This window comes from Streptomyces malachitofuscus (assembly GCF_055571035.1).
The window spans coordinates 261,619-285,724 of record NZ_JBVIGA010000002.1; the positions used below are offsets into that span (position 1 = coordinate 261,619).

Sequence of the window (24,106 nt, forward strand, 5' to 3'; positions counted from 1 at the left end):
CCCCAACCGGCGTTCGCGTGTCAGGCGAGGTGGTCGGCGAGTTCGCGTTCGAGGGCGGCCTTCGGCTTGGCGCCCACGATGGTCTGCACGACCTCGCCGCCCTGGTAGAGGTGCAGCGTCGGGATGGACATGACGCCGTACTGGGCGGCGATGGCCGGGTTCTCGTCGATGTTGAGCTTGACGATCTCGATCTTGTCGCCGTGCTCCGCAGCGATCGCCTCCAGCGAGGGGGCGAGCTGGCGGCAAGGGCCGCACCAGGCGGCCCAGAAGTCGACCAGGACCGGCTTGTCGCTGGCCAGGACGTCCTGCGCGAAGGAGTCGTCGGTGACGCTCTTGAGAGCCATGTAGTTTCTCCTGGGCCTCAGACGGCGGCCACAGCCGGTTCGCCTGCAGTGTCGGCGTCGCTGAGGGCGGCCAGGTACCGCTCGGCGTCCAGCGCCGCCGCGCAGCCGGAGCCCGCGGCGGTGATCGCCTGCCGGTAGGTGTGGTCGACCACGTCACCGGCGCCGAAGACGCCGGGGATGTTCGTGCGCGTGGAGGGGGCGGCGACCTTGAGGTAGCCCTCGCCGTCCAGATCGAGCTGGCCGGTGACCAGGTCGGTGCGCGGGTCGTGGCCGATGGCGACGAAGAGCCCGGTGGCGGGGAGTTCGGAGGTCTCGCCGGTGACGGTGTCGCGCAGGGTGAGCCCGGCGAGCTTGCCGCCGTCCTCGTGGATCTCGGCGACCTCGCTGTTCCAGACGAAGGAGATCTTCGGGTCGGCGAAGGCGCGGTCTTGCATCGTCTTGGAGGCCCGCAGCGTGTCGCGGCGGTGGACGATGGTCACGGAGCGGGCGAAGCGGGAGAGGAAGGTGGCTTCCTCCATCGCCGTGTCGCCGCCCCCGACCACCACGATGTCGTGCTCGCGGAAGAAGAAGCCGTCGCAGGTCGCGCAGTACGACACGCCACGGCCGGAGAGGTCGTCCTCGCCCGGCAGATTGAGCTTGCGGTGCTGCGAGCCGGTCGCCACGATGACGGCCTTCGCCCGGTGGACCGTACCGGCGCTGTCGGCGACGGTCTTGACGGGGCCGGTGAGATCGACGGCGACGATGTCGTCGGGGACGAGTTCGGCGCCGAAGCGTTCGGCCTGGGCCCGCATGTTCTCCATCAGCTCCGGGCCCATGATTCCGTCGCGGAAGCCGGGGAAGTTCTCCACCTCGGTCGTCTGCACCAGCGCGCCGCCAGCCGTGACCGCGCCCTCGAAGACCAGCGGCTTCAGCGAGGCGCGGGCGGTGTAGAGGGCGGCGGTGTATCCGGCGGGGCCGGAGCCTATGACGATGACGTTGCGTACCTCGCCGCCGCTCACGCCGTCTTCTCCGGCGCCATCTCCTTGATCAGGCCCTCGACCAGGACCTTGATCTCGTCCCGGATCGGGCGCACGGCCTCGACGCCCTGGCCCGCCGGGTCCTCCAGCTGCCAGTCCAGGTACCGCTTGCCGGGGAAGACCGGGCAGGTGTCGCCGCAGCCCATGGTGATGCAGACGTCCGACTCCTTGACCGCGTCCACGGTGAGCATCTTCGGGACCTCGGCGGAGATGTCGATGCCGACCTCGGCCATGGCCTCGACGGCGGCCGGGTTGATGTTGGCGCCGGGGTTGGAGCCGGCGGAGCGGACCTCGACACGGTCCCCGGCCAGGTGGGTCAGCCACGCGGCGGCCATCTGGGAACGGCCCGCGTTGTGGACACAGACGAACAGCACGGAGGGCTTGTCGGACATCGGAGGTTCTCTCTTGTCTCACGACGGCATCAGGTGCGAATGACATCAGCACCCGGTGGTGTCAGCCACCACTGATGTGACAGTATCAGCACATGATGACGTCAGTCGACACTGACCTGATCCGGGTTCTGGCCGACCCGCTCAGGCTCCAGATCGTGACCCTGCTCGCCAAAGAGATGCTGTGCACCACCCACCTGGTGGAGGAGACCGGTGCCCGGCAGACCAACCTCTCCAACCACCTGAGAGTGCTGCGCGAGGCCGGGGTCGTCGAGACGGAGCCGTGCGGCCGGTTCACCTACTACCGGCTCAAGCCTGACGTCATCGCTTCACTCGCCGGTCAGTTCGCCGACCTGGCCGAGTCCGCTCGCACAGCCGCCGAGAACAAGAGGGCCTGCCCATGACCGCCGCCGAAGCCGCCCCGACTGCGGAGTCCGCGACAGCCGCTCCCGCACCCGCCTCCGTCGGGCCCGCGCCGGGGGCAACCCCGCCGCGCAGGCCCCTGGTGGCCCGGGCCGCCGCCGAACTCATCGGCACAGCGCTGCTGGTGGCGGTCGTGGTCGGCTCCGGCATCCAGGCCACCGAACTGACCAAGGACGTCGGCCTGCAGCTGCTGGCCAACTCCACGGCCACCGTCTTCGGCCTCGGCATTCTCATCCTCCTGCTCGGCCCGGTCTCCGGCGCGCACTTCAACCCGGTCGTCACGCTGGCCGAGTGGTGGACCGCACGACGCGGCGGCGCCGGCGTCACCGCGCGCGAGGTGGCCGTGTACGTTCCCTCGCAGATCGTGGGCGCGATTGCGGGCGCGATCCTGGCGGACGCGATGTTCGGCGAGCCGCTGGTGAAGTGGTCCACCCACGACCGCTCTGCCGGACACCTGCTGCTCGGCGAGGTCGTCGCCACTGCGGGCCTGATCCTGCTGATCTTCGGACTGGCCCGCGCCGACCGGTTGCAGTACGCGCCCGTGGCCGTTGCCTCCTACATCGGCGCCGCGTACTGGTTCACCTCGTCCACGTCGTTCGCCAACCCGGCGGTGACCATCGGCCGCGCCTTCACCGACACCTTCGCGGGCATCGCCCCCGGCTCGCTTCTGGGCTTCATTGGCATGCAAATCGTCGGCGGCGTAGTGGGCCTGGCCCTGGTGGCTCTCATCTTCATGCCCGGACGATCGGCCGAATGAGCCGCAGCACGCGGGTGGTGGTGATCGGCGGCGGCCAGGCCGGGCTCGCCGTCGGCTACCACCTGCGCCGCCTCGGTCTCGACTTCGTCATCCTCGACGCCCAGACCACACCGGGTGGCGCCTGGCAGCACGCCTGGGAGTCGCTGCGCCTGTTCTCACCGGCCGCGTACTCCTCGCTGCCCGGCCGCCTCATGCCGGCACAGACCGGCGAGACGTACCCCGACGCGCAGCACGTGGTGGAATACCTCGCCGACTACGAGAAGCGGTACGAACTTCCCATCGAGCGACCCGTGCGCGTCCTCGGCGTCCACCAGGACGGCCGACTCCTGCGGGTAGAAACCGACTCCGGAACCTGGCATGCCCGTGCCGTAGTCAGCGCGACGGGCACCTGGTGGCGGCCCTTCCTCCCTGCCGTCCCCGGGCAAGCGGCCTTCGGGGGCCGCCAGCTGCACACGGTGGAGTACCGCAGCCCCGCTGACCTCGCAGGCCAACGCGTGATCGTGGTGGGCGGCGGCAACTCCGGCGCCCAGATCGCTGCCGACCTGGCCTACGACACGGACCTGACCTGGGCCACCCAGCGTCCGCCGCGCTTCCTCGCCGACGACATCGACGGACGTGCCCTGTTCGACGTGGCCACCGCCCGCCGCCGCGCCCTCAGCGAAGGGCGCACCGACACGGGCGGCGTCGCCTCGCTCGGCGACATCGTCGCCGTACCGCCCGTCCGCGAAGCCCGCGACCGCGGAGTCCTCAAGGCCAGCCCGATGTTCACCCGCCTCGTTCCCGGCGGCGTCGAATGGGCCGACGGCACCCGCGCCGACGCCGACACGATCATCTGGTGCACGGGCTTCCGCCCCGCCCTGTCCCACCTCGCCCCGCTCCAACTCCGGGGCCGCCGCGGCCACATCGCCACCGAGGGCACCCGGGCGGTGGACGAACCGCGCCTGCACCTGCTCGGCTACGGCGACTGGACCGGCCCCGCCTCCGCCACCCTCATCGGCGTCGGCCGCCCCGCACGCGAGGCAGCACGCGAGATCGCCGGCCTGCTCGCGTAAACGCCACGGTCCGGCGAGGCCACGCCCCGCACGAAACCGCGCCAGCCCTGCCAGACGTCGCCCCTTACAGGGCCGACGTCTGGCCCACGAGCCGGAGAGCGAGGATCATCGTTCTCCCCGGGCATCCGGCCGTAGCCGGACCGGGGAAGCAAGCGGGACGGAGTGGCAGCCATGGATGAGCAGAGCCCACTGGATCGGCAGGCCGTCCACGCCGAGCTGGAGCGCGTCCGGACCGACTTCCACCGCTTCCTGGCGGAGGCGAGCGCCGCCGATCTGCGCCGTCCGACGAATGGGACACACTGGACCAACGAGCAGCTGCTGTTCCACATGCTCTTCGGCTACATGCTCGTCCGCGTGCTCCTGCCCCTGCTGGGAGTCTTCGCCAGGCTGCCGCGCACCGTTGGCAGGACGTTCGCCCGTCTGCTGAACGCTGCGGCCAGACCGTTCCACGTCATCAACTACGTCAGCTCGGTAGCCGGCTCGCTCTACTTCAACCACCAGCGCATGGGAGCGAAGATGGACCGCACCCTCGCTGCCCTCCATCGGCGCCTCGACCGCGAAAGCACAGCCTCCCTCAGCCGTGGCATGCACTACCCGCCCCGCTGGGACCCCTACTTCCACGACTGGATGACCCGCGCGGATCTATACCGCTACCCCACCCAGCACTACGACTTCCACCGTGCCCAACTCACCCTGGACCCAGCGCACGACTGACACGGTTCGCACCACATCAGCCGGCCGACCGTGAACCGGGTGGGCAGAATTCACGTGACGGCGAAGCTGCGGCGTTCGACGAGGACGACGTCGCGCCAGCGGCCGTGGTGGCGGCCGATGCGCTCGCGGGTGCCGATGACGCGGAAGCCCGCGCGTTCGTGCAGGGCGAGGCTGGCGGTGTTCTCGGGGAAGATGCCGGACTGGATGGTCCAGATCCCCGCCTCTTCGGTGGAGTCGATCAGCGCCTTCAGCAGGGCGGAGGCAACTCCGCGGCCTCGGGCAGCGGGGTCGACGTATACGGAGTGCTCCACGACGCCGGCGCAGGCGCAGCGGTCGGACACCTTCGTGGCGGCGACCCAGCCGAGCACTGCCCCGTCCTCGTCGAGGGCTACGAAGCGGTGCTCGGGCAGCTTCGCGGCGTCGAACGCCGGCCAGGTCGGCGCGGTCGTCTCGAAGGTGGCGTTGCCCTCGTCGATGCCTGCTTGGTAGATCGTCAGGACCTCGGCGGCGTGCGCGGCGGTCATGAGCGCGACGGTCACGCTGGTCGGCTTGGACACGGTGGCGTACTCCCTGGGTTCCTGACCGGTGTCAGGCCACGGCCGGGGCTATGGTCAGCAGCTTGCCCATCGCGGCCAGCACCGACGGCTCGACGCGGTAGTAGACCCAGGTGCCGCGCCGCTCGGACGTGAGCAGCCCGGCCTCCTTGAGCTTCTTCAGGTGGTGGGAGACGGTCGGCTGGGAGACGCCGACGTCGGAGATGTCGCACACGCACGCCTCGCCGCCCTCGTGCGAGGCGACAGCGGAGAACAGCCGCAGCCGCACCGGATCGCCCAGCGCCTTGAACATCCGCGCGGCCGTCTCGGCCTCCTCCGCGGTGAACGGGCGCTCGGTCAGCGGCGGGCAGCACGGCGCCACGGCCTCGGGGACCTCGGGTTCCAGCAGCGGCAGCACCTTCGTGTTCGACATGCATCTATGTTGACACAAGTCGAACCAAGCGGGCGAGGGGAGACCGGTCTCATATGCGTGCGAGGTGAGCGGCGATGTGCCGCGCGATCCGGGCGGCGTCCCGGCCTGCCCCGCGCAGGGAGTTCGAAGACAGGCTGCGCTGCCATTCCAGGCCGACGTACGCCAGCCCCGGGTGCGTCAGTGAGATCCCTTCGCGGTGGCGAGGATGCCCGGATGCGTCGATGGCGCCGAGCGGTGCGAGGTAGCCCAGGTCGGGCCGGTAGCCGGTGGCCAGCAGGACGGTGTCCACCTCCTCCGTGGTCCCGTCGGCCCAGGTGACCTTGGTGCCGCTGGCGCCGGTGAACACCGGTCGCCGGTCCGGCCGTCCGGAGTTCACGGCAGCCCGGTAACGGCCATCGTCGATGACCAACTGCGTCGGCGGCGCGGAAAGGAAGCGGCCGACAGGCAGCGTGTCGAGCCCGGTCCGGGCCAGCCACCAGTGCAGATCCCGGCCCAGGGTGCGCTGGCGGGCGAACCGCACCGGATGCCGCGACACGAGGGTCACCCGCGCCCGCTTGGCGAGCTCGGCGGCGATCTGGACCGCGGAGTTCCCGGCGCCGACGACTGCGACCCGCTGCCCGTCGAACGGCTCGGGGGCGCTGTAGTCGGCGGCGTGGAGCAGGGTGCCGGTGTAGGTCCGCAGTCCCGGAAGGTCCGGCCGGTACGGGCGGCCGAAGGTCCCGGTGGCCGCGATCACGGCCCGCGCCGCCAGCTCCCCGCCGCTCTCCAGACCCAGCGTGAAAGTGTCGTCTTGGAGGCGGACGTCACGTACCCGGGTCTGGGTGCGGATCTCGGCGTCCAGCTCATCGGCGCAGCGCAGCAGGTAGGCGACGACCTCGTCGCGGTGTGGGTAGCGGTCCGGGTCGCCCCCGAACGGCAGGCCAGGCAGCGAGCTGTACCGGGCCGGCGAAAAGAGGGTGAGGCTGTCGTAGTAGCGCGGCCACGACCCCGCCGCCCGCTCCGACGCCTCCAGCACCACCGGCTGAAGTCCCCGCCTACGAACAGCGTGCGCGGCGGCCAGCCCGGACTGGCCGCCTCCGATCACCGCGACGTCGACCTGCTCCACACGCCTCGTCCTCCAGATTCGATGAATGTCTATGTTGACGTCCATCAATACAGCTGTCATGCTGGGCCGCGCAAGCCATCGACGAATGTCGAAGCAAAGGGGAATCTCGTGAACGCGCCCACCACTGACCAGCTGCCCGTCGTGGTCGTCGGAGCCGGCCCGATCGGCCTGGCCGCCGCCGCCCACCTCATCGAGCGCGGCTTCGAACCGCTCGTCCTGGAGGCCGGGCCGTCGGCCGGGACCGCCGTACGGGCCTGGTCGCACGTGCGGCTGTTCTCCCCCTGGGCCGAGGTCACCGACCCGGCCGCCGAGAAGCTCCTCGCCCCGACCGGCTGGATTCGTCCCGACGGCGCCACCTACCCCACCGGCGGTGACTGGGCCGAGCAGTACCTGCAGCCGCTCGCCGACGTTCTCGGCGACCAGGTCCGCTACGGCGCCACGGTCATCGGCGTCGCCCGCGCGGGCCGGGACCGCATCGTCGACTCCGGCCGTGACGAGCAGCCCTTCACCGTCCACATCCAGCTCGCCGACGGCCACGAGGAGCGGATCACCGCTCGCGGGGTGATCGACGCTTCCGGCACCTGGTCCACCCCCAGCCCGATGGGCGCCGACGGCCTGCCCGCCCTCGGCGAGAAGACCGCTGCCGATCGCATCTCCTACCGCGTCCCCGACCTGGGCGACCCGGACGTCCGCGCCCGGTACGCGGGCAAGCGCACCGCCGTGATCGGCTCGGGCGCCTCCGCCTTCACCGCCCTGGCCTACCTGGCCGACCTGGCCAAGGAGGAGGACGGAACCCACGCCGTGTGGATCCTGCGCCGCGGCATCGGCGAGAACACCTACGGCGGCGGCGAGGCCGACCAGCTCCCCGCCCGTGGCGCCCTTGGCCTGCGTGCCAAGGCCGCGGTGGAGGCAGGTCACGCGAGCGCGGTCACCGGCTTCCGCACCCAGTCCGTGGAACGCGAGGGCGACCTGCTCGTCCTCGTGGCCGAGGACGGCCGCCGCCTGGACCCGGTGGACGAGGTCATCGTCCTGACCGGTTTCCGCCCCGACCTGTCCTTCCTCTCCGAGATCCGCCTTGGCCTCGACGAACGCCTCCAGGCGCCGACCGCGCTGGCCCCGCTCATCGACCCGAACGTCCACTCCTGCGGCACCGTCTACCCGCACGGCGTGAACGAGCTCTCCCACCCGGAGCAGGGCGTCTACCTCGTCGGCATGAAGTCCTACGGCCGAGCCCCCACGTTCCTCGCCATGACCGGCTACGAGCAGGTCCGCTCCATCGCCGCCGCCCTCGCCGGGGACCGCGAGGCCGCCGAGCGCGTCGAACTCACCCTCCCGGAGACCGGCGTGTGCGGCGGCGCGGGCCTGTTCGACGACCCCGACGCCGCCCAGACCAGCGAGGGCGGCGGCTGCTGCGCCGCCCCGGCCACCCTCCAGATCGGCATCGGCGCCCCGGCCTCCTCCGGAGGCTGCTGACCCGCCAACTCATCCCTTCCAGCAGGAGGTACGCCATGTCCCGCGTACAACTCGCCCTCCGGGTGCCGGACCTCGATGCGTCCGTCGCCTTCTACAGCAAGCTGTTCGGCACCGAGCCCGCCAAACTCCGCGACGGCTACGCCAACTTCGCCATCGCCGAGCCCCCGCTCAAGCTCGTCCTGATCGAAGGCACCGGGGGCGAGGCGACCCGCATGGATCACCTCGGCGTCGAAGTCGAGTCCACCGAGGCCGTCCACGCCGCCACCGCCCGCCTGAGCAAGGCCGGCCTGGCCACCGACGTGGAGAACGACACCACCTGCTGCTACGCCCTCCAGGACAAGGTCTGGGTCCACGGCCCCGGCCTGGAACCCTGGGAGGTGTACGTCGTCAAGGCCGACGCTGACGCACTGGCCAAGCAGCAGAGCAGCTCCTGCTGCACCAGCTCTGTCGAGGCCAACACGGGCTCGAAGGAACCGGCCGTCGCGGGCGGCTGCTGCTGATCCGCCCATGACCAACCTCCACACCAGCGAGGCCGTGACAGGCACGGGAGACCGGTCACGGCCTCGCGCCGCCCTGCCCGCCTTGCGCGCCACCCAGATCACCAGTTGGAGAATCGTCTACTACGCCTAATCCGTGGTTATGGACAGCAACGGGCAGGGCCGCCTTCTCGAGCGCGCTCCTGGTCTCCACCCTCACCGGAATCCCCATCGGCCGCATCCTCGACCGCCGCGGCCCGCGCGCCGTGATGACCACCGGCTCGGTCTTGGGCGTTGTTGCCGTGCTGGCCATCGCCTACGCGCCCAACCTCGCGGCCTTCACCGATGCCTGGTTGCTGGCCGGCGTGGCCATGGCCGCCACCTTCTACCAACCCGCCTTCGCCGCCCTCACTCGCTGGTGGGGCGAACAGCGCGTGCGCGCCCTGACCATCGTCACGCTCGCCGGCGGACTGGCCTCCACCGCCTTCGCCCCGCTGGCCGCCACGCTCGCCGAACACTTGAGCTGGCGCACCACGTACGCCGTGCTCGCGGTGCTCCTGGCCCTGGTGACCATCCCCGCCCACGCCTTCGCGCTACAAGCACCTTGGCCGCCCCCGCCAGCGCCCATCTCCCAACGGGCCACCGGCAACGGGACGGTCCGTTCCGGGCGATCATCGCATCGAGGCCGTAACCCGGCCCGAGTCGGCTGGGCCATACTGCCCGCGTGACAGCAACCAGGATCGGCGACGTGGCCGAGGCGCGCGTCGCCCGCTACCTCCGCGAGCGGGGCTACACCTTTGAGGTGGAGGCCGAGTTCGGCACCGGCCGCCACCCCGACTACCTCATCACCGCAGGCGAGCACACGCTAGTCGCTGAGGTGAAGGCGTTCGAGACGTACGGCATGTTCGAGAACGCTGTCCCGGGCCAGGTGATGTCCCGGTCGCTGACCGAGGCGCTCGCCCCGATCCGGAAGCAGATCAAGAAGGCGGCCGGCCAGCTCAAGGGGCTCAAGGACCGAGGCTGGCCGCTGGTCATCGTGCTCGACAACCCCGGTGGCCGGCCGATCCCGTTCGACTCCCCGCACATGATCCTGTCCGCGATGTACGGCGATCTCACCCTCCAAGCCACGATCCTCGCGGATGGGGCGCTGGGCGACTTTCACGGAGTTGCGGGCCGCAACGGCAGCCTGCGCAACGACCACCCGCACATCAGCGCCATCGCCGTCATACGCCGGGAGGACCACGCCGCGCAGTGGGCGGGAGCCTGGTTCGACGAGAACCGAGCGCAGTTCGGTGACGACGTCCAGGCACTGGTTGCTGCGTTCGCCGAAGCCAGCAAGGACGCTCCGGAAGGGGACGACCTGTTTCTGGAGGTCTTCGAAACGCTCAGCAGCGAGGCGGTCCCGCTGCCCCGCGAGGTGTTCAACGGCCCGCGGGATCGCCGCTGGATCCCGAACACGGACCGAACCGCACTCGTCCCCCTGGCCGAAGGCATCGGAAGCTGAGTTATCCGGCCGCCTCTCCGAGAAGCGACATCAGGTCTTCGGCCAGCGCGAGCAGGGTCCGGTCCGCGTGTGCCGGTCCCACGAGCTGCACGCCGATCGGGAGGCCGTCCTCGTTTTGACCGACGGGTACGACGAGGCTGGGCAGGCCAACGTGGCTGGTGAGGTTGGCCCAGCCAGTCTGGTCGAAGAAATTCCGCTCGACGCCGTCGACCGTGAGAGAACGGGTGCCGGCCGGGATCGCCGCGGTGGGAGCGGCGGGGGTGATGAGGACTTCATGTCGGGCGTCGGCGAAGAACCTGTGCCACGTCTCCCGAAGGCGCAGGCGCTCCTCGTTGGCGCGGAGCCAGGCACGGTGTGTCTGCGTTCGGTGGCGGAGGAAGGCGGCCCGTGGGCTCGCGTCATCCGCGTGCAGACCACGGGCCGCCGCGAGTTCGAGCGCGCCAGCATCGTCGTCGGTGGCGGCTGTCGCGGTGGCGTGGAGGAGCTGCTCGAAGAGGCGGAGAGAGTCAGCAAAGCCGACCGGTCCCGCAGTGCGGCGAACGCTCGCGCCAGCGGAGGCCAGTGTCTGCTCAACGGCGGCGAGAGCATCGGCAGTGTCGCGGTCGACGGGGCAGCTCGCGTCCTCGGCCCACACCGCCACGCGGAGCTGGCCGACCGTGCGCCGCGCCGTGGGCAGCCTGACGCTCCAGGGATTGTTCTCGTCGGGCGACGGTGTCGTCAGAGCGTCGAGGAGCAGGTCGAGGTCGCGGGGGTGACGGGCCAGGGGGCCTGGGGTGACCATGTCGCTGCTGGTGATCCATCCCGGCGGGCGGGGGATGTGGCCGCGGGCCGGGACGAGTCCTTGCGTGGGTCGCAGGCCGTAGACGCCGCAGTAGTGAGCGGGAAGCCGGAGAGAGCCGGCGAGGTCGCTGCCGAGGTCGGCGGGGGTCAGGTGGGCGGCGACTGCGGCGGCGGGGCCGCCGGAGGAGCCGCCGGCGGTGCGCTTGGGGTCGTGCGGGTTGAGCGTGGGGCCAAACAGGCTGTTCTCGGTGTGCAGGTCCTGGCAGTACGCCGGGGTGTTCGTCTTGCCCATGATCACGGCGCCTTGGTGGCGGAGCCGGGCAACCGCGTCGGCGTCGCGTGCGGGTACGTGATCCGCCAAGTCTTCGGCACCGCTGGTGGTGCGAAGGCCGGCCGTCTCAAAGCTGTCCTTGATGGTGAGGGGAAGGCCGTCGAGGGTGCCACTGCTCTCGTTGCGGGCGCGGCGTTCGTCTGCGGCATGCGCGGCTGCTCGGGCTGCCCTGTCGTCACGGGTGACGACAGCGTTGACGTGGCTGGCGTCGATCCGGGCAAGGTGGAGGTCGAGCAGCTCGCGGCTGGAGATCTCGCGGCGGTCCAGGGCCTGGAGCTGGACGTGAGCGGGCTGATGGGTGAGGTCGGTCGTCATGCGGAGACTCGCTCAAGGTGGGGGGCTTGTGCGGGCTGGCGGGGCAGATGGCGAGCGACGTCAAGGAGAGCGTCGATGTCGTCCATGGGCCGGCTGGTCTGGCGTTCGGAGTCGGCGAATTCAGTGAGCTGGTCGGGCGCCGGGCGGGTGCCCTCGGCCCGAGCCGCGATTCCGGCGAGGATCTGATCGGCCGTAACGGCTGCGGCCAGCTCTTGGCCGTGAAGCCCTCGGGCACGGTGATGGGCTTCGCTGGCCTCGCGGACGGAGGCATCGAGGTACTGGCGGATCACGAACCGGCCGTCCCGGATCTCGACTGCTCGCCGGTAGAGCCGGATTGAGATGCGGCGGAAGCGGCGCCTCTGGGCCGGGTCGACACGGTCGATCGGCAGCTCGATCTCGGGCGCTTCGCTGTAGAACGCGAGCCACAGGGGGCGCAGGCCGTAGTAGCTGCGGTACTGCTTGATCCGGTACTGGAGGCTCTGGGCCTGGTCGCTGATGGTGGGCACGAGCCAACCGACGAGGGTGAGCATGGCACCGACATCGCCGCAGGTCCAGGCGAAGCCTTCCCAGTCTGCGAGGGAGGTGTCAAAGGCGCCGGCGATGACGTCGCCGATGCGGACGGCGCTGTATCCGAGCGTGACGGTCGCGCCGAGGGCGACGATGCGCAGGCCGACGCGGACGGAGCCGCGGGTGCTGCGACGGGCCAAGCCCCAGCAGGCGCGGGCGAGGAACAGCTCTCCGAGGGTGTAGGCCGCGACATACAGGGTGAGGTACGCCGCGTACCAGTTGTCGTGGGCGTAGTACAGCGTGAAGTTGATCGGTCGCGGCGCGCTGGGCGTCAGCAGGGCGAACAGCACCAGCAGCCCAGCGATCACCGCGAAGCCAGCCCACAGCCACCGGCGGCTCTGCCGGCGGGCAATCTCGGGCGGCGAGCCCCAGTAGGTCAGGACCACCTGCTGGCAGGCCAGCAGCGCGACCACGCACCCCATGGCCAGGGGGACGGAGAGGTTGACGGTGCCGAGCACGCGGTCGAGGTAGTTCCACATCGGCGTGATGGAAAACAGGAACGACAGTCCTGACAGTAGGAAGACTGCGGCCAGCGCGGTGGAGGCGGGGTCTCGGCGGCGGGTCAGCACGTCCCGCAGGAGGCAGAGGAAGCCGAGCGTGGCGACGACGAGGCTGATCGGATGGAGCAGGTCCTTCACGGCCGGGCCTCCCGTCGACGCAGAAGCGTGTGCGTGACGCGGTCCTGGACCTCGTCTCCCGACGACTCGTCGCTGCGCAGCCACCGGTCGATGATCCGGCGCTGGAGCAGCGAAGCAAGGAGTTCGGTGTCCCGCTCCTCGTCCTCGTCGTACTTGGTGCGGCCCAGCATCATCTGCACGGTGGCCGGGTCCACGCTGGTGATGAACGCGGGGGCCAGCGCGGACACCGGTCGGCTCTCGTGGTGGCCGAGCAGTAGGTGGCTGAACTCGTGGGCGATGATGTGGTCTTGGTGCAGGGGGCTGGTCCGCGGGTCGTAGAACACGTGGACGGCACTCTCCGTGACGGCGCACGCCCCGCACACCGAGGGTGCCTGCTCCCGGGCCTCTAGGACCACCTTCCGTCCCATGCGGCGAGAGACCTCGTCGCTGAGATCGCGGATATTGATAACGTCCGGGAGCTTCAGCTCGGCCAGGAGGTCAGGCTGGCGGAGCCTACGTGCAGACCACATTGGTTTTCCTTGATCACTTACTGAACTAAGCCCGTTTTACACGCTAGTTGAGGGCGGCAGCCCCTCGGATTTTCGTACGCTCTCGACGATCCCCAAGACGGCATCCTTTCCGTCTGCGGATACGTCGGATAGACGAAGAAGAACGTTCTTGATCTTCGCGTCGCGAAGCAGCGCGAGCAACTCAAGCTCCTGCACGGTCTTTTCGGCGACGGCGTCATCGAACCAATACGCGGGCTCCACACCGAAAAACCCTGCGAGCGCTTCAAGATGACGCTTCGTCGGGTTATCGCGTTGCCCCGTCCGCAGGAGCCACAGGTACTGGGCCGACAACTTGCCCAGCCCCCGCTTCTCCATCAGTTCGGCCACTTCGGAGTTACTGAAGGGGCCGCGACCGGGCGGGTGCACCGTGTCGAACAAGCGGTTTAGGCGGTCCATGAGCCCCTTGGGGTTCACCTGACCTTCGGTGGAGTCTTTCATGATCCTTTCCCGGGTGGACTTCGCCGTCACTTCGATAACCCTACCCCGCCATAAACACCAGTTGACGGGATGATCCCGCATGTGGAAAGTTCTTCCTCGCCAGCACGTTTCCGTGTGGCGTGTGCCGCCTGTTTCAGGTCGGCCTGTCCGTTTCTACCGGCAGGAGCATGCCAGACGACGTGGCGCGAGCCACATTCGCCCAGCGACATATGTCACGTCTGGCACGCAAGGCTTTGATTTTCGACCGGAAAGCGCGAGGGCGACAGTGGAAGAACCTCATTCACATCGCTTTTCCGCTGCAGGAAATACCAGACACCCGCTCCAATTCGGACACAGTGGCACGCTCTCGGCGTACGAGACAACCGCGGCAACGGTGCTCCTCGACGTCGAGGGGCGGCCCGCACCGAGCGCCACAGATGGCTCCGGCGGCAGAACATGCGGTGACTCTCTGCAACCAGTACAGAGTTTAAGAACCAAGTCTGGATCTTGATAGGGGTCCGTGCGTATGTTCGTCGTCCCCGGGCAGCCCGCTCGCGACGACGGATGTGAGGAGTCAGCAAACACGGACCGGACCGAGAAGGTCCGCAATACAGCGACGGCGCCCGAGAGCGGTAACTCACGGACGCCGAACGCTAAGCGGCATACCCGCCCCCGGCAAGGGCGGAGATTGCCCACCATCACCACGCTGAGTCCTTCCAAGGGGCGCGTCAGCGTGGCAACACTGCAAAGGGGAGTATCGCATGCCTCCTGCCCTGCGCAAAAGGCCCTTCCGCCTGGCCTGCGCGGCAGCCACCTCCGCCTCGGCGCCTCAGCGCCCCGAGCCGGACCACGTCATCCCGGCCCCGGCGGGCCGCCGGCCTCGCCCGTTCTCCGGGAGCGGCCGATGAGCAGCGAAGCCCGCGAGTGGGTGTGGGAGCACAGCTCCAGCCGGGGGACCGCGCGTCTGGTCCTGCTGTCGATCGCCGACCGGGTGGCCGACGAGCAGTGCGTCTCCTGGGCCTCGCTGTCCAGCCTGGCCAAGCGCACGCGTGCCTCCGTCTCCACGGTGCGCGAAGCCATCGACCGCCTGGTCCACGCCGGTGAGCTGGAGCAGCTCGACGACCTCACCGGCCCGCAGCGCAGCACCGTCTATCGCCTCCCCCTCGCGGCCAAGGCCGTGGCAGCGACCCCGGAGGAGGAAGCCGACCAGGCGCCGGTGGAAGGGCCCGAGACCACCCCAGCGCTCCGGATCTCGGCCCTGCGGCGGTGCGGTATCCGCCCCCGTGAGGTGCCGGAATCCCCCGCGAGGGTCCGGAAACCGGCAGTACCGGAATCCGGCAGGTCCCGACGGAAACCGGCACCTCGACGTACCGGAAACCGGCACAGCGATGTACCGGAAACCGGCACACAGAACCGTAGTGAACCGGATTTGAACCGTAGGTACAGCAGTGGTGGTGCTGCCGTCCTCTCGGCTGCCGAGTGGCAGGTCGACCCCGCCACCCACGCCTGGACCCGCCAGCAGGGACACCTCGACCGCCTCGGCGAGCAGGGCCTGCAAGCAGCCGACACGAAGTGGCGTGCCCACCGTGCCGCCTTCAAGCCGAGGACGGCAGACGCCTGGGCTGCCGACTGGCGCTCCTGGATCGCCCGAGAGCACGCCCCCAGCCGCCCGAACTTCCACGCCGTACCCGGCAAAGGCCCCGCCGCGCTGGGCGGCATGACGCGGGCCGAGGCCCACACCGCCGCCCTGCTCGCCGCCCTCGACGAGCCGACCGGAACGGAGGGCTGACCGTGGACCGCCGCGAAATCGCAGCCCTGCTGGCCTACATCGGCCGACTCGACCCCCGCACCATCCGCACCGACCAGGGCGAGGCCCGCGACCAGCTCGCCCAGTGGCACGAGCTGCTCGGCGACGTGCCGATGGCCACCCCGCACGGCTGGGACGCCCGCGTCGCCGCTCGCCAGCACATCCGCACCTCGCCGTACCAGATCCTGCCCGCGGACGTGGCCCGTCCCTGGGAGAGCTACCGGCGCGATCGCCTGGCGAGGCACTCCGACCCCACGCCGTCCGTCGACCCGGACGACCAGGCCGCCTGGACCGCCGAGCTGGTCGGCACCCGCCGGGCCGTCGCCGCCGGCACCGCGCAGCCCGCGCAGGCCAGGGCTATCACCAGCGGTCGCGACGGGATCGACCCGAGGCTGGAGGCGCGGCTGCGGGAGGTCGGCTCCTGCATACCGCCCGCCGCCCGTGCAGCCCTCGCGCCCTACCGGCCCTCGCGAGCAGCTCGCGAGGCCGCCGTCGCGCAGGGGCTGCCCGACGCTCTGAGCGTTAGGTGCGAGTGGTGCCTGGCCCAGCCCGGCGAGCCGTGTCGGCGCCGCCGGATCGGCCCCGACGACGGAGTACGCGGAACCGCCCCGCGCGCCACCCCTCATCCCGGCCGCCTCGACCTCGCCGCGGCCCAGCAGGCCCAGCAGAACGAGCAGGCCCAGCAGCCCGCCATGGCCTGACGGGCGCATCCGGCCCGTGCATCCCATCCGGTGCACCGCCACCCCAAAACCACCGTCCCGCCCCGGCTGCGCGGCGCAAGCTCTCGCGCCGCAGCCGCCGCCCGACGCCGCATCCGCCCAGCACCACCCCCAGGAGGCGGACGCGGCAGCACCTCGGAGAGTCCCTTGCGCCACATCACCACCCACGACGCGCCGGCCACCGGCCTGCGCGGCATCGGAGACACCAGCTGGCACACCCGCGGAGCCTGCCACGGCATGGACGTCGAGGACGCCGACGCCGTCTTCTTCCCTCTCCCCCGGGACCACGAAGCCATCGCCGAAGCGAAGGAGCTGTGCGGCTGGTGCCCGGTACGTCGCGAGTGCCTCGACTTCGCCCTGGAGAACGTCCTCAAGGAGGGCATCTGGGGTGGTCTCACCGAAGCCGAGCGGCGTCCCTTGCACGACGGACTGCCCCAGCGCCTCGACTACCGGCGGGTGACGGCCTTCTTCCAGGGACGCGACGTGCACCTGACCGAGGCCGAGCGGCAGGTCGTCATCGATCACGCCTATGTGCGCGGCTGGCGGCCCGCCCGGCTCGCCGCCGCCCTGCAGATCAGCCGCAAGCACGCCCGTGACCTGCTCCGCCAGGCGGCCGACAAGGTGTTCGACCGCGACCGCACCTACGGCGTGCCGCGGCCCAAGAAGAAGCGGAAGAAGACCACCCCGGCAACAAGCCGACCCGCGACCGCCGCACTCCGCACACAGCAGCCGGTAGCCCGACCAGCGACGCCCGCCTCAGCTGCTCCCGAAACGGCCAGCGGTCCTACTCCGCCGGCGGACTCCGGCCCCGCCCCGGGTGTGCGCAGGCCGGTCCCCGCGAGTTCCAGCCCCACCTCCCTGCCAGCCCAGCCACCGCAAAAACGGTGCCACTCCTCACCCCCGGTCAAGCCCATCGAAGGTCGCGCAGCAGCGCCTGGAGTCACCCGCCCCGAAAGCTGGGCCCAACTCGCCTTCCCGGAAGAGCCCTTGGCGCACGCCCCTGTTGGAAAGGCCGCATGACACACCTCATCCCGGTGTCCTTCGGTACCACCCCGCATCCGTCCTTGCTCGTCGGCATCGGCACCGCTGCCGCCGTGTTCGCCCTGGTCCTGACCGTCTGGGCGATCCGGCGCCGGGGTACGCACCCGCAGAAACGTCTCGGCGGTCCGGCGGTCAAGGTTGCTGCCGTTGCTGGCCTCGGCTGTACCGCCTACAGCGCGGACACGAGCTGGCGCTTCGCCGCCGACTACCTCGACATGGCCGGCACCGCCGAGCGGGTAGGCATGTTTGCCGCGGCCGAGCTGGCGCTCTTCGCAACCGCGCTGATGGCGCGCCAGAACCTGGCCACCCAGGGTGCTCCTGGTCTGCCGGGCACGCTGGTCTGGGTGATCACCGGTGTGCAGGTGATCCCCGCCTACGCCGAGAGCGGTCCCGTCGGCGGCACGGTCAGGGCGTTCGTCGGGCCGGTCATGGCGGCGATGCTGTGGCACCTCGCGATGGGGATCGAGCTGCGCCTGCGCACCCCAGGTGCCGCCTCCCACGGGCTGATCGCCGTCCTGGGGCGGGAGGCACGCGAGCGGCTCCTGTCCCGCCTCGGCATCGCCGCGCGAGACCGCGACGCCGCGCAGATCACCCGAGACCGGGCGACCACCCGTGCGGTCGCCCTCGCCGCCCGCCTCGCCGAGCGCACACCCGAGCAGCAGCGGAGCTGGCGCGGTCGGCGGCTCACGCGGCGCCTGTCGAAGGCGGTCGGCAGGGCCTCGGTCGGCACCGACCCCCTCCAGCGCGCGCAGCTGCTCGACCAACTCGCCGCACGCCGGCACGCCCTCGCGCTCGCCACGGTCCCGCTGCCATCGCCCTGGTCCCCGGCGCAGGGCACCGCAACGCCAGCCACGGTCCCCTCGCAGTCGGCCTCGAAAGCGCCGGTCCCCGTCCCCGGTCCCCACGGTCCCGACGAGTCGGACGGGGACCGGGGACCGAGCGATCCGAGGGGACCGGTCCCCGAGATCGCGGACTCGAAGGTGTCGGCAGACGCGGGGACCGAAGGCGAGAACTCGGGGACCGGGGTGGGGACCGAGGCTCTAGAAGCAGGCCCGGTCCCGGGGACCGGCCCCGCCACTCCGGAAGCCGCGGAGGGGGACACCCGAGGCGTGGAGACCGAGCCCCTTACGCGAGAAGTGCCTGTTCAGGGCCATGATTCGCGTCGAGGACCGACCGCCGCTGAGTCGGGGACCGAACCCACCGGGGACCGGGGACCGACCGACACCGACACGGGGACCGAACCCACCGGGGACCGGGGACCGACCGACACCGACACGGGGACCGAACCCACCGGGGACCGGGGACACAAGGTCCCCCTCCGGCGGAAGACGACCACGAAGACCAGGACGAAGAGCAAGGGGAAGCGCGGCCGGTCCGGCACTCCGCAGACACAGCGCCCGCCTCGCGAGCTGGAGCAGTCGGTGGAACAGCTCGTCCAGCAGGTCCGCCCCCACGTCCCCGCCCTGCTCGAACGGGATGGCAACGAGTCCGTCACCCGGGTCCAACTGCGGGAGATCCTCCGCCGCGAGGGCCTGAAGGGCGGCCGGAACGACCGGCTGAGCCTCGTCCTCCAGGAGCTGCGGCGCGACGACACCACCAAGACACGGAGCACCGTCCGATGAAGACCTGCCACCAGTTCGACACCGTTCGTGCGGAGTACGAGCGTGAGATCGGCTTCATGCTCGCCCACTCCAAGCGGCACGAGGGCAGGCCCTCGGCGAAGTCCAGCGCAACGCAGGCTGCCTCGACGAAGCAGCGGATGGCCCGCGCGCTCAACAGTCACGTCGGGCGCTGCTCCGAGTGCGGCTGAACCAGCAAAGCCCCAGCTCAACACCCCTATCCGCAACAGGTGGCCTGGTTCTGTGCCGGGCCGCCGCCCCGCTCCAGGAGACACGCAGTGGTTCCGCGTCCCCATCGCTCTTCCGAGCCCACCGCCGCCGAGGCCAGCGCCTGGGCGGACGTCCTGGTCCGCCGGCGGCTCCTGCACGCCGCCGTCCTCGTGCCGACCGGCCACTGGCTCATCCAGGACAGGCCCGACGGACCCGTCCGCGTCCTCGGAGGGGCGACCGACGTCGTCGCGCTGGCGGCGACCATCCAGCACCACACCCGCACCGTGAGGCCCGAAATCCGATGACGAACTCCACCCAGAACGGCACCACCCCGGAACCTGCCCGCGACCCCAACTCGATCTCGGGGCGAGCAAGATGGAGGTTCGGACACTCCCCCGAGGGGGCAGCGTCCGAACCCGTCCCCGCCCCTGGGGTGGCGGGGCCCGACTGGCACCAGGGGGCGCCAGTCGGGAAGGCTGCGACCGAGAGCGGATCGCAGCCAAAAGCCGCCCCCAAAGGGCGGCCGAAGGGGCGAGCGCGTCCGCGCGACAAGAAGCAGCGTCGCGCGCACAGTGTCCGCCTCAACCCGTCCGAACTCTCTCTCATCCAGGCCGGAGCAGAAGCCGCCGGTATGAGCGTGGCGGGCTTCCTCGCCTACGCCGGGCTGGCCATGGCCCGCGACCAGTCCCGTACCGCCGCTGCCATCGCCACCGAACGCGATGTGCTCACCGAACTGTTCGCGATGAGGCGGCAGCTCGGCTGGGCCGGCAGCAACCTCAATCAAGCCGCCAAGATCCTCAACTCCGGCGGTGACGTTCCCCAGCTGACCCAGGTGGTGGCCGACGTCCACCGAGCGGCCGACGCGGTGAGGATTGCGGCCGAGAAGGTAGCCAACCGGCAGGCAGACGAGGCGCCTTGATTCCACAGATCCACAAGCAGGGCAGCCACACCCTGGGCCTGCTGTACTACCTCTACGGCAAGGGAACCCACGAGGAACACGTCGATCCACATCTCGTCGCCTCCTTCGACGGCATGTCACCTGACCCCGGACGCGATGCGACAGCTACCAAGAAGGATCTCGGGCAGCTGCTCGACCAGCCCCTCCATCTCCTTGCCGCGGATCAACGCCCCGACAAGCACGTGTGGCACTGCTCGGTGCGTGCTGCGCCTGACGACCCGATCCTGACCGACGACCAGTGGGCGGACATTGCGCGTCGCATCGTCGCCGCTACGGGGATCGACCCGCGCGACGGCGCGGGCTGCCGCTGGGCCGCCGTGCGGCACGCTGGCGACCACATCCACATCGTTGCCACCCTCGTGCGCGAAGACGGCCGACGCCCCGACCACCACCGATCCGGCAAACGGGCGCAGGCTGAAGCCCGTCTCATCGAGAAGGAACTCGGGCTCCGGCAGATCGCCCCCGGCGACGGCACCGCCGCACAGCGGCCCACCAGTGCCGAACGGCACAAGGCCGAACGCCAGGGTCGCGAGCGCACCGCCCGCGAGGAGCTGCGCGAGACGGTACGGCGCGCGGTGTCCGGTGCGAGGAGTGACGAGGAGTTCTTCGACCGGCTCGCCGCCGCCGGACTCCTGATCCGTAAGCGCGCCGCGCCCTCCGGAGACCTCCTCGGATACAAGGTCGCTCTGCCCGCCGACCTGAACAAGGACGGCGAGCCGGTGTTCTACCCCGGCGCGCGCCTGGCCCCCGACCTGTCGCTGCCCCGCATCCGGGAGCGCTGGGCTGGCGACACCGGGACCGATCCGACGCCACGGCGGGAGGACACGGTCCGTACGGGGCCCGGCACCCCGGCCTCCGCCCGCCGCAGGACGGCATCGGCCGCGTGGCAGGCCGTGCTCATCGTCGAGCACGGCGACGACGCGGTCGCCGCCGCCCACATCGCCGCCGCCGGCGAGGTCCTGGATGCGCTCGCGAAGACCTCCGCCGCACACACCCGCCGCGAACTGCGAGACGCCGCAACAGCGTTCGAGCGGGCCTCCCGCTCCCACGTACGCGCCGTACGCGGACATGACCGTGCACTGCGGCAGGCCGCCCGCGAACTGGTCCAAGGCGGCACCGCCCTCGGCCGCGGTGAGGACGGCGCCACCACCGCGATGGCGATCGACATGCTGTTCTTCCTCATCACCGCCGCCGCGCACTGGCACGCGAGGAAGGGCCACGCCCAGCAGGCCGAAGCCGCCGCCCGGGCCGCCGAGCACCTGCGCTCCGCCTACCAGGCCGCCTCCGCCGAGCCCCTCGGCGTGCTCTACCAGCGAGGACGGCGTCTGAGCCGGCCGATGCTCCAGCGGCAGACTGTGCTGCTGCGCGAGGCGCTGCCGGAGCTGGCCGAGCAGATCCTGGCCGAGCCCGGCTGGTACGCCCTGGCCGCGACCATCGCGGAAGCCGAAGCCGCCGGCCACGACCCGGCCGCCCTTCTGTCCGACGCCGCACAACGCCGCGAACTCGACACCGCGGACTCTGTCAGCGACGTGCTCGTGTGGCGGATGCGGCGCACGGCCGACCTGCCCGCCGACGCTTCCGGCCTGCCCGAGACCAGCACCGCAGGGGGCCGGTCCGCAACGCGCAGGACGACGTCCAGGCCCTCCGCACCCAGCAGGCGACGCAGCGGGGAGGAGATATCGCGTAAGACTCGGTGAGCCCGCCGGCGTCGGCACGCGGTCTCAGCGCATCGCAGAGAAAAAAGAAGGGACAGCGCCACCGCTCCGCTCGCAACCCACAGCATCGCCGTACGCCACACCGGACCTCGGCGGCGCCCAGGTCCGCGATGCGGGGCGTTGGCGCTGGTGCACACGCAGGACGGAAGGGCATGGCACCGGTGCGGCGTGTCGAGCCAGTAGCCGTCGCGAAGTTGAGCGGTCACAAGAGACGACGTGTCGTTCGGGCACACCCCGGCAACGTCACCCCGCCGCACGGAGACGGGCTCCATGTCCAACACGTCATCCTGCAACCGAGAAGCAGGAACAACCCTGGTGACCAGGCCGAAGGCGACTGTGGACTTTGTGAATTGAAACGACCGGGGGCGTAAGGCACGATCATGAAACGAGCAGGACGAGGTGACGAGGTAGAGGAGGACGCCAGGGTGTTTCACCGGATACGCCGCCGGGCGAAGGGACCGAGCGAAGCTCAGAGGCAATTCGCCGAGCTGGCGGCCCGGCTGCAGGGCCAAGTCCCGCCGGGCTTTGGAGTGCCGGCAGCCGAACCGGAGCCCGCCGAGCCGACCGGCGTGGTGGACGACTTCCTGCCGCCGGAGCTGCGCGTGCCGAGCCACGACCAGCTCGACGGCAAGATGATGCCGTGGAAGCAGCCCCTCGTCCTCGACGGCGAGATGGCCGCCTGCGCAGAGTGCGGCGCGTACCGGGACTGGCTCATCCTCTCCACCCGCGACCAAATCTGGCTGCGGTGCCGGGCCGGCCACCAGCAGCAGGAGACCCGCCTCGACACGGCCTGGTACAACCGCAACAGCGGACCGGCGGACGCGACGCACGCCACGTTCGAGGACTGCCTGCGCCACCTCGGGCACTGACCACCACTCCTACGACCCCACCGGGCCCGCGGGCCCGCACTGACCACCCGTCGCCTAGCACCAAGGGGTCAGTTCCGCCATGCGCGTTCGCGTCGCCACCACCGCCCTCGGCATCACCGCCGTCCTCCTCGCCCTGCCCGGGTGCTCGACCGAAACCACCGGGGACAAGCACCAGACCACCTCCTCCGCCCGGACCGGGAAACCCGCCGACGCGGTCCAGAAGCCGACCGCGCTCGGGTCGGCCGCGCTGGAGTCACGCCTACTCGACCAGAGCGACCTCGGCAGCGGCTACTTGCGCAAGCCGGAGCGTCCCGCCCAGCACGATGACGTCACCGTCATCGGCTGCCCTGCCCTGAGCGAGCTGGGCGGCGACGCCGCGACCGGCGGCACGCTCACCTTCCCCCACAGGGCGAAGGCAGCCTTCACCTACGGCGGCAGCTCCTCGGAGATCTCCGAGGAGCTGTACAGCGACAGCGCGAAGAAGCTGTCCGACGGCATCGGCCGGATCTTCGACGCTATGACCGGCTGCCCGACCTATCGGGTCGTCACGGGAGGCACCCCGATCGACATGGCCTCGCAGAAGCTGCCTGCGCCCCACGGCCTCGGTGACGAGCAGTGGAGCCAGCTCCTGACGTTCTCCGCCGGAGGACGGAGCACCGTGGTCAAGCAAACCGCGATCCGCGACGGCAGCCTGCTGCTGATCGTCTCCGGCTCCCCGGCCCTCGTCGACCGCCACCTCGACAAAGCCCTCGCCAAGGCCACAGCAGTCAGCTAACCGGCCTTCGACGCACTGCTGCCCCCGACCGGACGGTCGGGGGCAGCAGCGCTGTGTGGCTCGCCCACTACACGGTTCGGCAGGTTCTCAACGGGACGTGATCCAGGCTGCGAGCCCGCTCCCCGTCGTCGTGACGAAGGCTGTGACGCCGGCCGCCACCAGCCAGGGCGAGATGCGTTGAACGACGACGTGCACGCCACCGCAACGGACTTCAAGGACTGGCTGCTGGTTATCTTCGGATCGAGGCATATAGCCATTCAGCCGCACGAGAATGTGGCACCGCTACGCCATACCTTGGCCATCTTGCCCCACTTCAACGAGCCGTCGAATACCACATGTTGAGCGGCACCGATACGCCAAAACGTGGCCACCTTGCCCCATTCGAGGCTCTGGAAATACGACGTGCGGAACCTGCACCGCTACAACCACTCGCCCCCCACTTTGCCGCCGTGGAGCCGGGCAGGCACGACAGCTTGCGCCTGTCCCCAGGGTCACCACCCGCCTCCGATTCGATGAATCGCCCGAGTCACGGAGGGAATGCCAGAAGCCCGGTCCTCCATGGAGGACCGGGCTTCTTC

At 70.5% G+C, this 24,106-nt stretch carries 26 protein-coding genes and 2 pseudogenes; 18 read left to right on the forward strand and 10 right to left on the reverse strand.

Translation table 11 applies throughout. The annotated features are described in order from the left end of the window. Positions 1 to 20: 20 nt before the first annotated feature. The 3 genes from trxA to ACZ44S_RS03700 are packed head-to-tail and all read right to left on the reverse strand — an operon-like array spanning position 21 to position 1,752. The gene (gene trxA / locus ACZ44S_RS03690; protein WP_285512767.1) at positions 21 to 344 is read right to left on the reverse strand and encodes a thioredoxin; all 324 of its coding nucleotides are present in this window, start codon (positions 342 to 344) and stop codon (positions 21 to 23) included. A gap of 17 nt (positions 345 to 361) precedes the next feature. Further along, positions 362 to 1,342 (reverse strand): thioredoxin-disulfide reductase, encoded by a 981-nt coding sequence (gene trxB / locus ACZ44S_RS03695; protein WP_285512768.1) that lies wholly within the window; start codon positions 1,340 to 1,342, stop codon positions 362 to 364. Then, positions 1,339 to 1,752, reverse strand: coding sequence for an arsenate reductase ArsC (locus ACZ44S_RS03700; protein ID WP_285512769.1), 414 nt, complete (start codon positions 1,750 to 1,752; stop codon positions 1,339 to 1,341). Before ACZ44S_RS03700 ends, trxB begins: the two co-directional genes overlap by 4 nt. A 92-nt stretch (positions 1,753 to 1,844) precedes the next feature. On the opposite strand from ACZ44S_RS03700, the gene ACZ44S_RS03705 reads away from it, so the two are divergent. The 4 genes from ACZ44S_RS03705 to ACZ44S_RS03720 all read left to right on the forward strand — a co-directional run bounded on the left by ACZ44S_RS03705 (position 1,845) and on the right by ACZ44S_RS03720 (position 4,695). Further along, a complete protein-coding gene (locus ACZ44S_RS03705; RefSeq protein ID WP_285512770.1) occupies positions 1,845 to 2,153 on the forward strand; it encodes an ArsR/SmtB family transcription factor in 309 nt (102 codons plus the stop codon). Then, complete coding sequence (locus ACZ44S_RS03710) at positions 2,150 to 2,929, forward strand: aquaporin (protein ID WP_285512771.1); 780 nt, start codon at positions 2,150 to 2,152, stop codon at positions 2,927 to 2,929. The genes ACZ44S_RS03705 and ACZ44S_RS03710 overlap by 4 nt, the downstream gene beginning before the upstream one ends. After that, complete coding sequence (locus ACZ44S_RS03715; protein ID WP_285512772.1) at positions 2,926 to 3,981, forward strand: ArsO family NAD(P)H-dependent flavin-containing monooxygenase; 1,056 nt, start codon at positions 2,926 to 2,928, stop codon at positions 3,979 to 3,981. Before ACZ44S_RS03710 ends, ACZ44S_RS03715 begins: the two co-directional genes overlap by 4 nt. Before the next feature lie 171 nt (positions 3,982 to 4,152). Further along, positions 4,153 to 4,695 (forward strand): DinB family protein, encoded by a 543-nt coding sequence (locus tag ACZ44S_RS03720; protein WP_285512773.1) that lies wholly within the window; start codon positions 4,153 to 4,155, stop codon positions 4,693 to 4,695. Positions 4,696 to 4,745: 50 nt separating this feature from the next. On the opposite strand, the gene ACZ44S_RS03725 is transcribed toward ACZ44S_RS03720, so the two are convergent. The 3 genes from ACZ44S_RS03725 to ACZ44S_RS03735 all read right to left on the reverse strand — a co-directional run bounded on the left by ACZ44S_RS03725 (position 4,746) and on the right by ACZ44S_RS03735 (position 6,766). Beyond that, positions 4,746 to 5,219, reverse strand: coding sequence for a GNAT family N-acetyltransferase (locus ACZ44S_RS03725; RefSeq protein ID WP_285513050.1), 474 nt, complete (start codon positions 5,217 to 5,219; stop codon positions 4,746 to 4,748). 64 nt (positions 5,220 to 5,283) lie between these two features. After that, positions 5,284 to 5,661: an ArsR/SmtB family transcription factor gene (locus ACZ44S_RS03730; RefSeq protein ID WP_128378262.1), complete on the reverse strand. Its 378-nt coding sequence runs from the start codon at positions 5,659 to 5,661 to the stop codon at positions 5,284 to 5,286. 49 nt (positions 5,662 to 5,710) lie between these two features. Further along, positions 5,711 to 6,766, reverse strand: a complete 1,056-nt coding sequence (locus ACZ44S_RS03735) for a flavin-containing monooxygenase (protein ID WP_285512774.1) — start codon at positions 6,764 to 6,766, stop codon at positions 5,711 to 5,713. A 108-nt stretch (positions 6,767 to 6,874) separates the two neighbouring features. On the opposite strand from ACZ44S_RS03735, the gene ACZ44S_RS03740 reads away from it, so the two are divergent. From ACZ44S_RS03740 to ACZ44S_RS03755, 4 genes and pseudogenes are all read left to right on the forward strand, one after another. Further along, positions 6,875 to 8,239 (forward strand): FAD-dependent oxidoreductase, encoded by a 1,365-nt coding sequence (locus ACZ44S_RS03740; RefSeq protein WP_285512775.1) that lies wholly within the window; start codon positions 6,875 to 6,877, stop codon positions 8,237 to 8,239. A 35-nt stretch (positions 8,240 to 8,274) separates the two neighbouring features. Further along, on the forward strand, positions 8,275 to 8,739 hold the full coding sequence (locus ACZ44S_RS03745; RefSeq protein ID WP_285512776.1) for an ArsI/CadI family heavy metal resistance metalloenzyme: 465 nt from the start codon (positions 8,275 to 8,277) through the stop codon (positions 8,737 to 8,739). A gap of 7 nt (positions 8,740 to 8,746) precedes the next feature. After that, positions 8,747 to 9,380: pseudogene (locus tag ACZ44S_RS03750) on the forward strand (MFS transporter); the annotation flags it as partial. A gap of 59 nt (positions 9,381 to 9,439) precedes the next feature. Continuing rightward, positions 9,440 to 10,219 carry a hypothetical protein gene (locus ACZ44S_RS03755; protein ID WP_466924164.1) on the forward strand — a complete coding sequence of 260 codons (780 nt, stop codon included), beginning with the start codon at positions 9,440 to 9,442 and terminating at the stop codon, positions 10,217 to 10,219. Between the two features lies 1 nt (position 10,220). Here the strand turns inward: ACZ44S_RS03755 and ACZ44S_RS03760 are convergent, their stop codons facing one another. Genes ACZ44S_RS03760 through ACZ44S_RS03775 form a run of 4 tightly spaced genes read right to left on the reverse strand, consistent with a single transcriptional unit; the run spans position 10,221 to position 13,866 of the window. After that, on the reverse strand, positions 10,221 to 11,645 hold the full coding sequence (locus ACZ44S_RS03760) for an amidase family protein (protein ID WP_285512778.1): 1,425 nt from the start codon (positions 11,643 to 11,645) through the stop codon (positions 10,221 to 10,223). After that, entirely contained in the window at positions 11,642 to 12,850 is a 1,209-nt protein-coding gene (locus tag ACZ44S_RS03765; protein ID WP_285512779.1) for an MAB_1171c family putative transporter, read from the reverse strand. Before ACZ44S_RS03765 ends, ACZ44S_RS03760 begins: the two co-directional genes overlap by 4 nt. Further along, positions 12,847 to 13,359, reverse strand: coding sequence for a hypothetical protein (locus tag ACZ44S_RS03770; protein ID WP_466924168.1), 513 nt, complete (start codon positions 13,357 to 13,359; stop codon positions 12,847 to 12,849). Before ACZ44S_RS03770 ends, ACZ44S_RS03765 begins: the two co-directional genes overlap by 4 nt. A 36-nt stretch (positions 13,360 to 13,395) precedes the next feature. Next, complete coding sequence (locus ACZ44S_RS03775; protein ID WP_285512781.1) at positions 13,396 to 13,866, reverse strand: XRE family transcriptional regulator; 471 nt, start codon at positions 13,864 to 13,866, stop codon at positions 13,396 to 13,398. A gap of 853 nt (positions 13,867 to 14,719) precedes the next feature. Here ACZ44S_RS03775 and ACZ44S_RS03780 point away from each other — a divergent pair. From ACZ44S_RS03780 to ACZ44S_RS03825, 10 genes and pseudogenes are all read left to right on the forward strand, one after another. Then, positions 14,720 to 15,604 (forward strand): helix-turn-helix domain-containing protein, encoded by an 885-nt coding sequence (locus tag ACZ44S_RS03780; protein ID WP_285512782.1) that lies wholly within the window; start codon positions 14,720 to 14,722, stop codon positions 15,602 to 15,604. A gap of 2 nt (positions 15,605 to 15,606) precedes the next feature. After that, positions 15,607 to 16,323: a zinc finger domain-containing protein gene (locus ACZ44S_RS03785; RefSeq protein WP_285512783.1), complete on the forward strand. Its 717-nt coding sequence runs from the start codon at positions 15,607 to 15,609 to the stop codon at positions 16,321 to 16,323. A gap of 165 nt (positions 16,324 to 16,488) precedes the next feature. Then, positions 16,489 to 17,103 (forward strand): annotated as a pseudogene (locus ACZ44S_RS03790) (WhiB family transcriptional regulator); the annotation flags it as partial. A 254-nt stretch (positions 17,104 to 17,357) separates the two neighbouring features. Next, complete coding sequence (locus ACZ44S_RS03795; protein WP_466924172.1) at positions 17,358 to 19,004, forward strand: hypothetical protein; 1,647 nt, start codon at positions 17,358 to 17,360, stop codon at positions 19,002 to 19,004. Next, entirely contained in the window at positions 19,001 to 19,192 is a 192-nt protein-coding gene (locus ACZ44S_RS03800) for a hypothetical protein (protein WP_285512786.1), read from the forward strand. The genes ACZ44S_RS03795 and ACZ44S_RS03800 overlap by 4 nt, the downstream gene beginning before the upstream one ends. 87 nt (positions 19,193 to 19,279) lie before the next feature. Next, complete coding sequence (locus tag ACZ44S_RS03805) at positions 19,280 to 19,516, forward strand: hypothetical protein (RefSeq protein ID WP_285512787.1); 237 nt, start codon at positions 19,280 to 19,282, stop codon at positions 19,514 to 19,516. Next, positions 19,513 to 20,130: a plasmid mobilization protein gene (locus ACZ44S_RS03810; protein ID WP_435834902.1), complete on the forward strand. Its 618-nt coding sequence runs from the start codon at positions 19,513 to 19,515 to the stop codon at positions 20,128 to 20,130. The genes ACZ44S_RS03805 and ACZ44S_RS03810 overlap by 4 nt, the downstream gene beginning before the upstream one ends. Then, a complete protein-coding gene (locus ACZ44S_RS03815) occupies positions 20,127 to 21,866 on the forward strand; it encodes a relaxase/mobilization nuclease domain-containing protein (RefSeq protein ID WP_285512789.1) in 1,740 nt (579 codons plus the stop codon). The genes ACZ44S_RS03810 and ACZ44S_RS03815 overlap by 4 nt, the downstream gene beginning before the upstream one ends. Before the next feature lie 443 nt (positions 21,867 to 22,309). After that, positions 22,310 to 22,753 (forward strand): hypothetical protein, encoded by a 444-nt coding sequence (locus ACZ44S_RS03820; RefSeq protein WP_285512790.1) that lies wholly within the window; start codon positions 22,310 to 22,312, stop codon positions 22,751 to 22,753. Between the two features lie 79 nt (positions 22,754 to 22,832). Further along, positions 22,833 to 23,528, forward strand: a complete 696-nt coding sequence (locus tag ACZ44S_RS03825) for a hypothetical protein (protein ID WP_285512791.1) — start codon at positions 22,833 to 22,835, stop codon at positions 23,526 to 23,528. Positions 23,529 to 24,106 lie beyond the last annotated feature (578 nt).